This is a genomic window from Flavobacterium sp. (assembly GCF_044349645.1).
In the GTDB taxonomy this organism is placed as follows: Bacteria; Bacteroidota; Bacteroidia; order Flavobacteriales; family Flavobacteriaceae; genus Flavobacterium.
Genome location: NZ_JBIKQP010000003.1, coordinates 37244 through 53155, shown reverse-complemented (window position 1 = coordinate 53155; position 15912 = coordinate 37244). Strand labels below are relative to the sequence as shown.

The 15912-nt window shown below is 34.2% G+C and carries 9 protein-coding genes; 4 read left to right on the top strand and 5 right to left on the bottom strand.

All coding sequences use genetic code 11. From position 1 onward, the window contains the following. Positions 1 to 133: 133 nt before the first annotated feature. The 5 genes from trxA to AC9UFV_RS01250 form a co-directional block, all read right to left on the bottom strand. Positions 134 to 451 (bottom strand): thioredoxin, encoded by a 318-nt coding sequence (trxA, locus tag AC9UFV_RS01270; protein ID WP_509521249.1) that lies wholly within the window; start codon positions 449 to 451, stop codon positions 134 to 136. Between the two features lie 213 nt (positions 452 to 664). After that, on the bottom strand, positions 665 to 5194 hold the full coding sequence (dnaE, locus tag AC9UFV_RS01265) for a DNA polymerase III subunit alpha (RefSeq protein ID WP_509571959.1): 4530 nt from the start codon (positions 5192 to 5194) through the stop codon (positions 665 to 667). Positions 5195 to 5424: 230 nt separating this feature from the next. Next, a complete protein-coding gene (locus AC9UFV_RS01260) occupies positions 5425 to 7983 on the bottom strand; it encodes a sodium-translocating pyrophosphatase (RefSeq protein ID WP_509571957.1) in 2559 nt (852 codons plus the stop codon). Between the two features lie 207 nt (positions 7984 to 8190). Beyond that, entirely contained in the window at positions 8191 to 10683 is a 2493-nt protein-coding gene (locus AC9UFV_RS01255; RefSeq protein ID WP_509572031.1) for a DUF5686 and carboxypeptidase-like regulatory domain-containing protein, read from the bottom strand. Between the two features lie 109 nt (positions 10684 to 10792). Further along, the gene (locus AC9UFV_RS01250) at positions 10793 to 11773 is read right to left on the bottom strand and encodes a pyruvate dehydrogenase complex E1 component subunit beta (RefSeq protein WP_509571955.1); all 981 of its coding nucleotides are present in this window, start codon (positions 11771 to 11773) and stop codon (positions 10793 to 10795) included. A 263-nt stretch (positions 11774 to 12036) separates the two neighbouring features. Here AC9UFV_RS01250 and AC9UFV_RS01245 point away from each other — a divergent pair, with 263 nt between their 5' ends. The 4 genes from AC9UFV_RS01245 to AC9UFV_RS01230 all read left to right on the top strand — a co-directional run bounded on the left by AC9UFV_RS01245 (position 12037) and on the right by AC9UFV_RS01230 (position 15903). After that, positions 12037 to 12783, top strand: coding sequence for an electron transfer flavoprotein subunit beta/FixA family protein (locus AC9UFV_RS01245; protein WP_509571953.1), 747 nt, complete (start codon positions 12037 to 12039; stop codon positions 12781 to 12783). A 97-nt stretch (positions 12784 to 12880) separates the two neighbouring features. After that, positions 12881 to 13846 (top strand): electron transfer flavoprotein subunit alpha/FixB family protein, encoded by a 966-nt coding sequence (locus AC9UFV_RS01240; protein ID WP_509571951.1) that lies wholly within the window; start codon positions 12881 to 12883, stop codon positions 13844 to 13846. A gap of 113 nt (positions 13847 to 13959) precedes the next feature. Further along, positions 13960 to 14580 carry a bifunctional nuclease family protein gene (locus AC9UFV_RS01235; protein WP_509571949.1) on the top strand — a complete coding sequence of 207 codons (621 nt, stop codon included), beginning with the start codon at positions 13960 to 13962 and terminating at the stop codon, positions 14578 to 14580. A 45-nt stretch (positions 14581 to 14625) separates the two neighbouring features. Then, positions 14626 to 15903 (top strand): metal-dependent hydrolase family protein, encoded by a 1278-nt coding sequence (locus AC9UFV_RS01230; protein ID WP_509572029.1) that lies wholly within the window; start codon positions 14626 to 14628, stop codon positions 15901 to 15903. Positions 15904 to 15912: the final 9 nt, after the last annotated feature.

The following is a 15912-nucleotide window of genomic DNA, read 5'->3' as shown; positions in this document are numbered from 1 at the left end:
AAATGTATTAAAAGATTAAACGATTTAAAAATTAAAAGATTGAAAGATTGAAAATTTAGAAACTGAAATAAATTCGGTTTAAATAAAAAAGGTTTGACTTTCGCCAAACCTTAAAATATATCGCTTAAATATTTTACAATAAAGTATTCAAGCTATCTGCATAAGTTTGCTTTGGCGCAACACCCACTTGTCTTGCAACCACTTCCCCATTTTTAAAAACTAAAACCGTAGGAATATTTCGTACTCCGTATTTTGCAGCAAATTCTTGGTTTGCATCTACATCTACTTTTCCAACTACTGCTTTTCCCGCAAATTCTTCACTGATTTCGTCAATGATTGGTCCAACCATTCTACAAGGCCCACACCATGCTGCCCAAAAATCGACCATAACTGGTTTGTCTGATTTCAAAACTACTTCGTCAAAAGTAGCATCTGTTATTGCTAATGCCATATTTTCTATGTGTTAATTTATTTTCTATTGCAAATTTAATAATTAAATACCATTTGAACACTATTACAAAATTACTTTTGATTATGAATGTATTGTTATAATTTATATCTTTTTTTTTGAAGCTAATCCCGCTATCATTCCAATCCGCGTTGTGGTTCGTTCCTCTCCACAACCCGGGATTTTCCCTTCTATCGGGGCTAGGTTTTTGTGGAATTAATTTAATTTAAAGTTCACTTGCATTTTCTCCAATTCCGAAAGCAACTCTTTTGAAATATTTATTTTCAATTTACGGCTTGGCATTTCTAACTTTGTAATGACTTTTATTTCCTCAATTTCGGTTACTAATTCTACTTCGGGTTCTTGAGAATTTTCTTCGTCAAAAACTTCGTCGTCAATAACATCATTGGATACAGGAAGAATCTGAGGTGGTATTTCAATTTGTTTTTTGATTTTTTCTAATTCTAAAACCTCAAAAACAACCGATTTATCCCCTTTATTTTGTTGAAAAACGGTGCTCAATTGATGAATAAATTCCGATTGCAGGTCATTTATATTAATATGAATCACCAGTTTTTTGGTAAACAACTCCAATATATCTTGAAGAATTTTAAAGTCGATGAATTGTATTATTGGATCTCTTCTTTTACCCGTTTCTTTGTCAGGCCAACCTTCTTTTACCGTTAATTTAATAAAAGTAAAACTGTTCGGTGTCAAATAATGACGGTATTTCATGTACTCTTCGCCGTAAATTCTAAATTCATGGTTTTCGTCATAACCTTCTAATACAAAGGAACCAAACCCTTTTCCTGATTTATTTACAAGGTGTTTTACATTGGAAACAATTCCTCCAAATGTTAAATTTTTATTGATTTGGCTATTCAGGTCTTTCAGCAATTCCAACTTCGAATTGCAAAAATATTTCATCTCGTATTTAAAATCGTCCAACGGATGTCCTGAAAGATAAATTCCAACGACTTCCTTTTCTTTGGCTAATTTTTCCATTGTTGACCAGTCTTCACAGGGAGGAACAACTGGTTCGGCAATTTGAACTTCGCTAGTTTCGCCAAACAAACTCACTTGCGATGAGTTTTCATTTTCTTGGAACTTCAATCCGTAACGTATTGCTTTTTCATAAAAGGTAATTCCATCCCCATCGTCATGAAAATACTGCGCCCTTGAAACCCCTTTAAAGGAATCAAAACCACCTGCTAAAATTAAGTTTTCAAGTGCTTTTTTATTGGCTGCACGCAAGTCAATTCGCTTTGTTAAATCGAAAATTGATTTGTATTTACTTTCTTTTCTGTTTTCTACAATTGTTTGAACAGCACCCATACCAACCCCTTTTACAGCTCCAATTCCAAAACGCACCGCGTAATTTTCATTTACTGTAAATTTATAAAATGACTCATTTACATCAGGCCCTAAAACCTGCAATCCCATGCGCTTACATTCTTCCATAAAAAAGGAAACTTGCTTAATATCGCTCATATTATTCGATAAAACGGCTGCCATATATTCCGCTGGATAATTCGCTTTTAAATAGGCCGTTTGATAAGCAATCCAAGCATAACAAGTGGAGTGCGATTTATTAAATGCGTATTCTGCAAATGCTTCCCAGTCCTTCCAAATTTTTTCTAATTTTTCTTCTTCATGACCTTTTGCAACCGCTTGGCTTATGAATTTAGGTTTCATTTTATCCAAAACGTCCTTTTGCTTTTTTCCCATAGCTTTACGCAAAACATCGGCGTCCCCTTTAGAAAAGTCAGCTAGTTTTTGTGACAAAAGCATCACTTGCTCCTGATAAACAGTAATTCCGTAAGTATCTTTCAGTAATTCTTCGCAGGCATCAAGATCGTATTCTATCGTTTCTTCGCCGTTTTTTCTTCGGATAAAACTTGGAATATAAGCAATAGGTCCTGGACGATAAAGTGCATTCATCGCAATCAAATCGCCGAAAACGGTTGGTTTCAATTCCTTCAGGTACTTTTGCATTCCCGGAGATTCATATTGAAAGATTCCAATAGTTTCACCACGCTGAAAAAGCTCAAAAGTTTTCACATCATCTATCGGGAAAGCATCGGGATCGAGAACTATTCCAGATCTGTATTTTACTAATTTAACAGTGTCTTTAATTAACGTTAGGGTTTTTAATCCTAAGAAGTCCATTTTTAATAAACCAGCACTTTCTACAACCGAGTTGTCAAATTGAGTGACATATAAATCGGAATCTTTTGCAGTAGCAATAGGCACAAAATTGGTAATATCACTTGGCGTAATTATAACTCCGCAAGCGTGAATTCCGGTATTTCTTAAATTACCTTCTAATATTTGTGCTTGTTGAATGGTTTCGCCAGAAAGATCATTTTCTTTAGAAATAGAAATTAAATCTTTAATTTTTTCAAAATCTTCAGGTCGAAGAATTTTTTTTATTTCAGGCTCCGCTTCTTTTAAGAAACGCGCCAAACTCCATTTTGACGGAATTAAATTAGGAATTAATTTTGCTATTTTATCAGCTTCAAAAAGCGGTAAATCCAAAACACGAGCTGTATCTCGAATAGCCGATTTTGCGGCCATTGTTCCATAGGTGATAATTTGAGCCACCTGTTTAGAACCGTATTTTTTAATTACATAATCCATAACTCGACTTCGGCCTTCATCATCAAAATCGATATCTATATCGGGTAATGAAACACGATCTGGGTTAAGGAAACGCTCAAAAAGGAGGTTGTACAGCAAAGGATCAATATTGGTAATACCTAAGCAATACGCAACAACAGAACCCGCTGCAGATCCTCTCCCAGGACCAACAGAAACGTCCATTTTTCTAGCTTCAGCGATGAAATCTTGAACTATTAAGAAATATCCTGGATAACCTGAATTTTGAATTGTAAGCAACTCAAAATCGATGCGTTCCTGAATTTCTTCGGTAATTTCAGCATATCTTCTTTTTGCGCCTAAATAAGTTAAATGTTTTAAATAGGAATTTTCACCTCTTTTTCCTCCATCAATATCATCTTCAGTAACTAAAAATTCTTGTGGAATTTCGAATTTTGGCAAGAGTACTTCACGAGCTAAATCGTAAATTTCAATTTTAGAAACTACTTCTGAAAGGTTTGAGATCGCCTCAGGTAAATCCGTGAAAAGCATTTTCATTTCCCCACCAGATTTAAAATAATATTCTTGATTTGGCATTCCATATCTATAGCCACGGCCACGTCCTATTGGTGTAGATTGTTTTTCGCCATCCCGAACACAAAGCAAAATATCGTGTGCATTGGCATCGTTTTTATCTAAATAGAAGGTATTATTTGTGGCAACAATTTTAATATCATTCTTTTTTGCCAATGCTATTAAACTAGCATTTACGCGATTTTCATCTTCCTGATTGTGACGCATCACTTCAATGTACAGGTCGCAACCAAATTGTTGTTTCCACCAAATTAGAGCTTCTTCAGCTTGGTTTTCTCCAATATTTAAAATTTTATTTGGGATTTCCCCATTTAAATTTCCCGTTAAAACGATTAGGTCTTCTTTGTATTTTTCAATTAGATTTTTATCTATTCTAGGAACATAATAGAAACCATCGGTATTCGCAATTGAAGTTAACTTAGTTAAATTTTGATATCCATTTTTGTTTTTAGCAAGGAATACGATTTGATATCCATTGTCTTTTCTGCTTTTGTCCAAGTGATCTTCACAAACATAAAATTCACAACCCACAATAGGCTTGATTATCACTTCACTTGGCGAATCACCATTGGCAACAGCCTCGTCATTTTTAGTTTTAGCGGTTTTATTATGGTATAAAATATCCCTAACAAAATGGAAGGCTCCCATCAAATTTGCATGGTCGGTGATTGCAACGGCAGGCATTTTATTTTCCGATGCTGCTTTAACCAATTTGGCCACACTTATTGTAGATTGCAATACCGAAAACTGGGTATGATTATGCAAATGCACGAAATCGGCATCAATTAAAACTTGTTTGTTTTCAGCAATTTCCTCTTGAGAAACTAGATTAGCTTGTCGCTCTCCAAACTTTTGTTTTATTTTTTGAGAAGCTTCTTTTAAGTTAATATGACTTAACCCGATAAGCTGAATTGTTCCAGGATTATGAATTTTAAATTTATCAAAATAATCTCCTTCAACTTGAAGTTCTTTTTCGGTAAAAATTTCTGTTCGAATCAATTCGAAAAAACATCGCGTAGTAGCTTCCACATCGGCAGTGGCGTTATGCGCTTCCGCAAATGGGATATTGAATAAATAACTGTACAATTCCGTTAGTGTAGGTAATTTAAATTTGCCTCCACGACCTCCCGGCAATTGCAATAAAGAGGCGGTCACTTCGGTACAAGTATCCAAAACGGGCATTGAACTCATTGGGCTTTCAATTCCAAATCGATGGAATTCGCAACCCATAATATTGATGTCAAATTTTAAATTTTGACCAACGATGAATTTGGATTTGTTTAAAGCAATATTGAATTTTTCAAGTACCTCAGCCATTGGTAATCCTTCAGCTTCAGCTAATTCGGTAGAAATTCCGTGTACATTTTCGGCATCATACGGAATATTGAATCCTTCTGGTTTAATTAAATAATCCTGATGTTCGATAAGCTTACCCATATGATCGTGTAACTGCCATGCAATTTGAACGCAACGCGGCCAATTTCCTGTATCGGTAATTGGGGCGTCCCATCGCTTTGGCAATCCAGTGGTTTCGGTATCGAATATTAGGTACATAAGTCTAAAAAAGTCAAATAAGGGAACACTAAATCAGTGAATTGTTGTCTGATGTGGTGTTTAATTACTTGGATTTGGAAATTATTTGAACTTCAAATTTAAGTTTTTTTGAAGTAAGAATTTTGATAAGTTATCAACAAAAGGAATTTATAAATTTAAATGAAAATAATATTTGTTGTAAAAAAAATGCCTCGCAATTGCGAGGCATTAATCAGCATTTAATGCTTTTATTATTTCATTTTTTCAACTTTTGCTTTTACTTCTTCCAAAGAACCTTCAAAAACTTGAACGTTTTTGTTTCCATTGTCATTAGTAATTACAGTTGCTTTTGCTTTTCCATTTTCATCACTAATTTGAACGTTTACCGTTTTCATATCTGATTTTTTAGAACAACATTCCATTTCCGCTTTTGGAGCAACAAATTTCCCGTCTTTATCATAGTGAGACAAGCACATTTCTTTTTCTTCTGGAGAACATTTAAGACTGTCGCACATAGCAGCACATTCGTCTTTGGTCATCGTTGCACATTTAGTCATATCGCATTTGCCCATCATTTTTCCTTCAGCACATTCCATTTTAATCATCATTACTTTTGGAGCTTCATGAGAAGAACCGTTTCCTAAAATAGGCGCGATTACTAAACCAATTAAGCAGGTTAATTTAATTAAAATATTCATGGAAGGTCCAGAAGTATCTTTAAAAGGATCTCCAACAGTATCACCGGTAACTGCTGCTTTGTGAGCTTCAGAACCTTTGTAAGTCATTTCACCATTAATTTCAACTCCAGCTTCGAAAGACTTTTTTGCATTGTCCCAAGCACCACCAGCATTGTTTTGGAAAACTGCCCAAAGAACACCAGAAACGGTAACTCCAGCCATATATCCACCTAACATTTCAGCGATAATTTGGTTGTTTTCAGGATAAACTAATTTACCTAATAATACAATTGCAATTGGGAAACCAATAGTTAAAACTCCTGGCAACATCATTTCGCGTAATGCGGCTTTAGTAGAAATTTCAACACATTTACCGTATTCAGGTTTTCCAGTTCCTTCCATAATTCCAGGAATTTCTTTAAACTGACGACGAACTTCATATACCATATCCATTGCAGCTTTTCCAACAGAGTTCATTGCTAATGCAGAGAAAACTACAGGAATCATACCTCCTACGAATAACATTGCTAAAACCGGAGCTTTGAAGATATTGATACCGTCAATTCCTGTAAAAGTTACATAGGCAGCAAATAAAGCTAAAGAAGTTAATGCTGCAGAAGCGATTGCGAAACCTTTTCCAGTTGCTGCAGTTGTGTTTCCTACAGAATCTAAAATGTCCGTTCTTGTACGAACTTCTTTTGGTAATTCACTCATTTCAGCAATACCACCAGCGTTATCAGATATTGGTCCGAACGCATCAATTGCTAATTGCATTGCTGTTGTAGCCATCATAGCAGAAGCTGCCAAAGCTACACCGTAGAAACCTGCTAATGCATAAGTTGACCAGATTGCTCCAGCAAATAATAAAACCGTTGGGAAGGTAGAAATCATTCCTGTTGCTAGACCAGCAATTACGTTAGTTCCAGCTCCAGTAGATGATTTTTGTACAATTTTCAAAACTGGGCTTGTACCTAATCCTGTGTAATATTCAGTTACTGATGAAATAGCTCCTCCAACAAATAATCCAATTAAAGTAGCGTAGAAGACACGCATTGCAGAAATATCTTTTAATCCTTCACCGAAGAAAGACATGTTCATAGTTTCTGGCAACATGAATTTTACTAGGAAGAAACAAGCCGCTGCAGTTAAAGCAATAGAAACCCAGTTTCCAATATTTAAAGCTTTTTGAACTTGAGCTTCTTTAGCATCATCACTTGATATTTTTACTAACATTGTTCCAATGATAGAGAATAATATTCCAAAACCAGCGATTGCCATTGGTAATAAAATTGGTCCAATTCCACCGAAAGCGTCATCGATTTTACCACCCATATCTTTAATTACGTAGTTTCCAAGAACCATAGCAGCAAGAACAGTAGCTACATAAGAACCAAATAAATCGGCACCCATTCCAGCAACATCTCCAACGTTATCTCCAACGTTATCTGCAATTGTTGCAGGATTACGAGGATCGTCTTCTGGAATTCCAGCTTCTACTTTTCCTACTAAGTCAGCTCCTACGTCAGCAGCTTTAGTATAAATACCTCCACCAACACGAGCAAACAATGCGATTGACTCAGCACCAAGTGAGAATCCTGCTAATGTTTCCAATACAACAGTCATGTCTTCAGTGTTTGTCCAAACACCTCCAGGCATAAAATATCTAAATAATAAAATGAAGAATCCTGTTAATCCTAAAACTGCTAAACCAGCAACTCCAAGTCCCATAACTGTTCCACCACCAAAAGACACTTTCAATGCTTGAGGCAAACTAGTTCTAGCCGCTTGAGTTGTTCTTACGTTAGTTTTAGTTGCGATTTTCATTCCCATATTTCCAGCTAAAGCTGAGAAAAATGCTCCAAAAATAAATGCTACAACTATTAATAAATGTGTTTTAACACCTGGTAAAAAAGTTATACCTGCTAAAACTACACTTGCAATAATTACAAAAATTGCTAATAATCGGTATTCAGCTTTAAGGAAAGCCAAGGCACCTTCATAGATATAATCTGAAATTTCTTTCATTTTACCATCCCCAGCATCTTGTTTTAACACCCAAGATCTTTTGATTGCCATAAATGCCAATCCTATTAAAGCCATAACTATTGGCACATAAATCATTAATGATTCCATATTCTATATATTCGTTATTAAATAATCGGATGCAAATGTAGGAAAACGTTGACAAATAAAAAAACACAATTCACTTTTGAAGTCGGCTTTTTTGAATATTTATTATTTATTTAAATTTATTTTGGGGAGAATGGTAGAATTAGTTGCGTTTTTTCGGAATTTTTCAAATAAAAAATCGAATAAAGCTATAAATAGGTAGAAATAAAATTAGAAAAAGATACCGAATGATCCTTTAATTCCAAAATTATTGGATTGAGGAGTAATATAAGAACCTCTCCAGCTAAATTCTATTCTAAAAACCTTATATATGTTTCCAATTCCAGCATTGTATTCCCAATAAACATTTTCTGGGGCTTTATAGTTAATTCCCGAAGCATTTAAAGCTCTACTGCCATCGGTAATTGATCCGTAAGCACCTCTGATTCCTATTGTTTCTCTCAAATTGAATTTTCTTAAATAAGGAATTCTCGCAAAAATTCTACCGCCAAAATTATGCTCAAGCTGAAGTGTTGCGTATTGATCGGCTTCAAATTCATAAAAATTTAATAGGTTGAAAGTATTTCTAATAGTGAAATAAGTTTGGTTCCCAGGAATAATACTCATCAATCCTAAAGGCACCGAGCCAAAAGTTTTTCCTAATTCCATTGTAGAATTTAATACCCCGAACGGACCAATAATAAAAGGTTGCTTATAATAAATTTGTAGTTTTTTATATTCAAAATCGCTATCCAAAAACCCTTTTATTCCTATGCTATAGTTGATAAATAGTCGAGGGTATGGACTGCTTACTATTTGACGTTCAACTGCATAACCAACCGTTTTTCTACCTGGAGTATAGTCAATTTGAAAATTAACTTCCGATTGATTTAAATCAGCTCTAATCACTCCTCCATTACCAAAAGCATCTGGCTTAGTAATGTAATAGTCTAATTTAAATTCAGGAGAAGCTGAAACCAGGGTCCTATAGGAGAATCCTGTTTGAAAAGTTACGTTTTTTAATGGCTCCATTTCGACTGCAAAAGAGGAAAAATTGATATTGGTTAATTTACCATTATTTCCTCCAGCAAATAAAGAGGAAGATGCAAAACTCCTGCCCAAAACATCATTTGATGTAGTTAAACTTGCTCCTATTTGTTCGACGTCTCTTCGAGTTCCTCCTTCTATAATTAAGCGATTATTTCTATTTAATAGCCACTTTCCTGAAACACCATATTTAAATTTGTTGTCCTTAAAACCGTATGCTGTATAGGCCTGAATTCTCCATAAATCATTGGGACCAAAATACGTTCTACCTCCTACCCGTAATCGAAATCCTTCCACATTATTAAAACCCACAGTGGATAAAACTGGACCGTAATCAATAATTCCATCATGGTAATAACCACTCCCTAAAATGGTTACAATGTCATATAATTGCCTGAATTTCCTATTGGTTTGTAAAGTATCAAGCATTTTATAAATGCCCTTTTCGTCTTTATTCAAGCTCTCAAATCGATTTTCTTCCCAATATTCATCTGATTTAGTGAAAATAGATTCCTCTTTGTCAAATGTTTGTTCTTTATAAAAATCCGTTGGTTTCTTGATATTAAACTCATGATTTCTATAAAGTGTAGTTCTTTTGCCGTACATCCCTCTTGAAGTTTCTTTTTTGCTTAAAGCAAAATCGGTCATCATGTAATCTCGGGTTAACAAGAAAACAGAATCATTCATTACCTCAAATTCTTGTTCGATATAAATATCCTTTACCCAGTTAATATTGGCACTTTTGGTTGAGGCCATATTAATGTTTTTGATTGCATAGGTAGTGTCGGCAACCCAAAAATCACCTTTAAATGTCAGTTCACTTTTCCTTCGAGGGTAAAATACAATATTATAACACCACTTTTTTCCTATGTACGAACTGTCTCTTAACACATAATTATACACATCGATTCCAGTTCTAGAAAGTGGACTTGTAAAACTCTTATCAAAGAAATTTAGATAATTGTTATAAATGTCATTCTCATTATAAAGGTCTTTTACAAACTCAATTATTTGCTGATTGGTATTAAACCCAGAATTTTTATTGGCTTTCAAAATTTCTTTGACTTTGCCTCTAACATTATCACCATAAACATTGGATAGGGCTTCATTAATAAAAACTGGTAAATACGTTTTTCCAGTAATTTTTGAAGTATCAACCTGTTTAAATATAAACTCCATTCCTTTGAAAATCTTGCTTTTCATGAAAGCGCTATCAATGGTGTTCATATCAAATTCAAGCTTCTCGTACTTCTCCATTTGATATTGGTTGAACAGACGCAACCCATTTTTACGTCTATGCTCCCATATTTTTCTTAGTATATCAATTGCTGGGTTATTTTTTTTGGATGTTTTTCCTGAATAAATTACCACTTCATTCAATTTTACACCATCGGTAATTTTAACTTTAAAATCATAATTTACCGCTTTTGGCAAAGTAACTTCTTTGGTTTGAAATCCAGAAAAGGAAACTACAATTACTTTATAGTTGAGTTGAGATTCTAAATAAAAACGACCGTCTTCATTTGATACTACACCTTCGTTTGTTCCTTTAAACATAATATTGGCATACGGAACAGGCTGGTTTTTATCATCTACAACAATACCACTAACCTTAGTTTGGGCATTGGCATAAAAAGAAAAAATCAGGAAAAAGGTAATAAATAATTTGAATTTCATAGGAAAAAAAAACTTCACCATTTTTTTTGATGAAGTTTCAAATATAGTAATTTTATTATTCAAAAAGAGTTTTACAAAACTGTTCAAACCCTATTTATTTCACAATAAATTATTTTTTGTACATAACTTTTTTAACAGCAGCTATAACATCGGTAGCGTTAGGCAACCATTCTTTCAACAATGTTGGAGAATACGGCGCAGGAGTATCTGCAGTGGTGATTCTTTGAATTGGTGCATCTAAAAAGTCGAATGCACGCTCTTGAACAATATAAGTTATTTCAGAAGCAACACTTGCAAAAGGCCAAGCTTCTTCCAAAACTACCAATCTATTTGTTTTTCTCACAGAGGTTAAAATAGCTTCATAATCCATTGGGCGAACCGTTCTTAAATCGATAATTTCACATGAAATTCCTTCTTTAGCTAATTCATCGGCAGCAATATGAGCTTCTTTAATAATTTTTCCAAAAGACACAATCGTTACATCAGTACCTTCTCTTTTAATATCAGCAACACCAAGTGGAATGATATAATCTCCATCAGGAACTTCTCCTTTATCGCCATACATTTGTTCAGATTCCATGAAAATTACAGGATCATTATCACGAATGGCCGCTTTCAATAAACCTTTAGCATCATAAACAGTTGAAGGAACTACTACTTTTAGACCTGGAGTATTGGCAAACCAGTTTTCAAAAGCCTGTGAGTGAGTTGCACCTAGTTGCCCTGCAGAAGCTGTTGGGCCTCTAAAAACCATTGGCATTGGAAATTGCCCAGCAGACATTTGACGCATCTTAGCTGCATTATTAATAATTTGATCAATACCAACTAATGAGAAATTGAAGGTCATGTATTCCACGATTGGACGACAACCGTTCATAGCAGAACCAACTGCGATTCCGGCAAATCCTAGCTCGGCAATTGGAGTATCAATTACACGTTTTGGACCAAATTCGTCTAACATTCCTTTTGAGGCTTTGTAAGCTCCATTGTATTCAGCAACTTCCTCACCCATTAAATATACGGCTTCATCGCGACGCATTTCTTCACTCATTGCTTCAGCAATCGCTTCTCTAAATTGTATAGTTCTCATATTTATGAAAATGTGTTTCTTAAATTTTGAGCAAAAATAAATATTTTATACCATTTTAAGCACAAAAATCTTTAAAATTATTTGAAGCTTTTTCCTGCTTTCCTCTTTATCCTCGCCCAAAAGCGAGGGATACCGCTTCAATCAGGGCTACGAAATCGATTTAGTATTCACGTTTTGTTGAAAAATAATATGCGCGCATAGTAAATTGAATTAAATTTATTACTAATTTAGTGGCCAAATTATTTCACTAAAATTTTATATAAATGAATATATTAGTTTGCATCAGCCACGTTCCTGATACTACTTCAAAAATTAACTTTACCAATAACGATACTCTTTTTGATACCAATGGAGTTCAATTTGTAATCAACCCAAATGATGAGTTCGGATTAACACGTGCTATTTGGTTTCAAGAACAACAAGGTGCAAATGTAACTGTTGTAAATGTTGGAGGTCCAGAAACTGAACCAACATTAAGAAAAGCATTAGCAATAGGTGCTAACGAGGCCATCCGCGTAAACGCTAACCCAACAGACGGTTTTTTTGTTGCAAAACAATTAGCTGAAGTAATAAAAAATGGAAACTACGACTTGGTAATTGCAGGAAAAGAATCATTAGATTATAATGGAGGAATGGTCCCTGGAATGATTGCAGGTTTGTTAGGTTTCAACTTTATTAATTCTTGTGTTGCATTAACAGTTGATGGAAATTCAGTTACGGCATCAAGAGAAATTGACGGTGGAAAAGAAATTGTAAATTCTCAATTGCCATTAATTATTGGCGGTCAAAAAGGTTTGGTTGAAGAAAAAGACCTTCGAATTCCAAACATGAGAGGAATTATGACTGCACGAACTAAAGTGTTAACAATTTTAGAACCTGTTGGAAGTGATTCGAAAACAGCTACAATTAAATTTGAAAAACCAGCTCCAAAATCAGCTGTAAAATTAGTTAGCGCCGATAATTTGGATGAATTAATCAGTTTATTACACAACGAAGCGAAAGTGATCTAAGATTTAAGAAATCAGATTTAAGATTTAAAATGCTTAATAAATCTGATAATAATCATTAATTATATCATAATTCAAAAATTTAAAATTTACAATTATTATGTCAATATTAATATACGCAGAATCTGCAGAAGGGAAATTTAAAAAAGTAGCATTTGAATTGGCTTCTTATGCTAAAAAAGTTGCTGAATCATTAGGGACTTCAGTAACTGCAATCGCCATAAACACAAACGACGTTTCTGAATTAGCCAATTATGGTGTGGATAAAGTTCTAAAAGTGAATAATTCAAAATTAGCTGGATTTTCAGCTAAAGCATATGCAGATGCAATAAAGCAAGCGGCGCAAAAGGAAAATTCACAAGTGATTATTTTATCTTCAACTACCGATAGTTTGTATTTAGCACCTCTTGTTTCTATTTCTTTAGAAGCCGGATTTGCATCAAATGTAGTAGGGCTTCCTCAAAATTTATCACCATTTCAAGTGAAAAGAAATGGATTTTCAAATAAAGCATTTTTAACAACAGAAATTACAACACCTATACAAGTGCTTAGTATTTCTAAAAATTCTTATGGCGTATTTGAAAATAAAACTAGCTTAACAGAAGAAGATTTTAACCCTTCAATTGATGATGCCGACTTTGGAGTAAAAGTAGTTTCAGTTGAAAAAGCTTCAGGTAAAGTAACTATTGCCGATGCCGATGTGGTAGTTTCTGCAGGTCGTGGATTAAAAGGTCCTGAAAACTGGGGTATGATAGAAGAATTAGCAACCGTTCTCGGTGCCGCAACCGCATGTTCAAAACCAGTTTCGGATTTAGGTTGGCGTCCTCACGGGGAACACGTAGGTCAAACAGGGAAGCCGGTAGCAGCTAATTTATATATAGCTGTTGGGATTTCAGGAGCCATACAACATATCGCGGGAATCAATTCTTCAAAAGTAAAAGTGGTAATTAATACTGATGCTGAAGCTCCATTTTTCAAAGTTGCAGACTATGGAATTGTTGGAGACGCTTTTGAAATTGTGCCTAAATTAATCGATAAATTAAAAGCATTTAAAGCGAATAATTAAAAAATATCATAACTTATTTATTAGGTTGCCAGAGTTTATATAATTCCGGCAACCTTTTTTATTTTAAACAAATTTCTTTGTAACTTTATTCAATTCATTGTACTTTTGCAACTATGAGCTTAGTAAAACTTACAATACAAGGAATTTCATACAGCCAAACTCAAAACGGAGCTTATGCTTTGATTTTGAATGAAGTTGACGGTGATCGAAAACTCCCAATTGTTATTGGAGCATTCGAAGCTCAATCTATTGCAATTGCTTTAGAAAAAGAAATTAAACCACCTCGCCCACTTACACACGACTTATTCAAAAATTTTGCCGAACGTTTTGACATTGTTGTAAAACAAGTGATCATTCATAAATTAGTAGATGGCGTTTTCTATTCGAGTATTATTTGTGAAAGAGATAAAATCGAGGAGATAATTGACGCACGTACTTCTGATGCAATTGCATTAGCATTACGTTTCAAAGCTCCAATTTTTACCTATAAAAATATACTTGAAAAAGCAGGTATTTATATGAAAACTAATTTGATGGATGATGAAAATAGTCCTAAAGAAATAGATGAAAGTTTGTCAAACGCAAACACCTATGGAGTAGAAGACAATGCAGTAACGGGAAGTGCCTATTCAAAAAATAGCTTAGCTGAATTGGCTGAATTATTAGAAATTGCCGTTGAAAAAGAAGATTATCGCGAAGCCGCTAAAATTCGAGACGAAATATCAAAGAGATAAATTAAAAGTATCTTTTCAAATTTAAATACATAAAAAATTATGAAAATAAAATATATCCTCAATTTACTTATTGTAATATTTTGTCAGATTTCATTTTCTCAAAATTATTATTTGCATTGTGGAACTATAGTTGACACAAAAAGCGGAAAGGAATTTAAGAATAAAACAATCGTTATTTCTAAAAACAAAATCGCAAAAATTGAAGACGGATTTATTACAAAAGCTAAAGAAGCAGACATTGAAGTTGATCTAAAAAACAAATACATTCTCCCAGGGCTTATAGATTTACATGTTCACATTGAAGGTGATTATGACAGTCATAGTTATATTTCAAAATATGTTGACAATGATGCGGATGTTGCATTTCGATCTGTTCGTGCAGCAGAAATAACTTTACTATCTGGATTTACAACCGTTCGAGATCTTGGTGGAACTGGAGTGAATATTTCTTTACGAAATGCCATAAATAAAGGAATTGTAAAAGGACCTAGAATTTATACTGCTGGTAAATCAATTGCTACAACTGGAGGTCACGCTGACCCAACTAATGGAAGTAATAAAAAATTTGTTGGCGATCCTGGACCTCATGAAGGAGTTGTAAATTCACCTGAAGATGCAGTAAAAGCAGTTAGAGAACGTTACAAAGAAGGAGCAGATGTAATTAAAATAACAGCAACCGGCGGAGTACTTAGTGTAGCAAAAAATAGCAAAAATCCACAGTTTACAATAGAGGAAATTAAAGCAATTACATCAACTGCAAAAGATTATAATATGCTCACAGCGGCACATGCGCACGGAGATGAAGGCATTCAAAGAGCGATATTAGGGGGTGTTAAAACTATTGAACACGGAACCTATATGAGTGAAGAATCTATGGATTTAATGAAAAAATACGATGCCTATTTAGTTCCAACATTAACAGCTGGTAAAGAGGTTGAAAAAAATGCTGAAATAATTGGTTTTTATCCTGAAATAGTAGTCCCAAAAGCAAGAGAAATTGGTCCTAAAATTCAAGCTACTTTTTCCAAAGCTTATAAAAAAGGGGTGAAAATTGCCTTTGGAACCGATGCAAGTGTTTTTCCCCACGGAACGAATGCTAAAGAATTTAGCTATATGGTTTTGGGTGGCATGTCGCCAATTGAAGCAATACAAGCAGCTACAACAACCAATGCCTTTTTATTAGGAATTGATAATGAAGTTGGGCAAATAAAAGAAGGTTTTTTTGCAGATATAATTGCAGTAAATGAAAATCCGCTAGTTAAAATAAATACATTAGAGAATGTGATATTTGTAATGAAAGATGGGTTAATTTACAAAAACTAATTATTACAC

What these genes read in the sequence shown, in the direction of transcription:
- trxA (WP_509521249.1), bottom strand. Translation starts at nt 451, where the DNA reads ATGGCATTAGCAATAACAGATGCTACTTTTGACGAAGTAGTTTTGAAA.
- dnaE (WP_509571959.1), bottom strand. Translation starts at nt 5,194, where the DNA reads ATGTACCTAATATTCGATACCGAAACCACTGGATTGCCAAAGCGATGG.
- AC9UFV_RS01260 (WP_509571957.1), bottom strand. Translation starts at nt 7,983, where the DNA reads ATGGAATCATTAATGATTTATGTGCCAATAGTTATGGCTTTAATAGGA.
- AC9UFV_RS01255 (WP_509572031.1), bottom strand. Translation starts at nt 10,683, where the DNA reads ATGAAATTCAAATTATTTATTACCTTTTTCCTGATTTTTTCTTTTTAT.
- AC9UFV_RS01250 (WP_509571955.1), bottom strand. Translation starts at nt 11,773, where the DNA reads ATGAGAACTATACAATTTAGAGAAGCGATTGCTGAAGCAATGAGTGAA.
- AC9UFV_RS01245 (WP_509571953.1), top strand. Translation starts at nt 12,037, where the DNA reads ATGAATATATTAGTTTGCATCAGCCACGTTCCTGATACTACTTCAAAA.
- AC9UFV_RS01240 (WP_509571951.1), top strand. Translation starts at nt 12,881, where the DNA reads ATGTCAATATTAATATACGCAGAATCTGCAGAAGGGAAATTTAAAAAA.
- AC9UFV_RS01235 (WP_509571949.1), top strand. Translation starts at nt 13,960, where the DNA reads ATGAGCTTAGTAAAACTTACAATACAAGGAATTTCATACAGCCAAACT.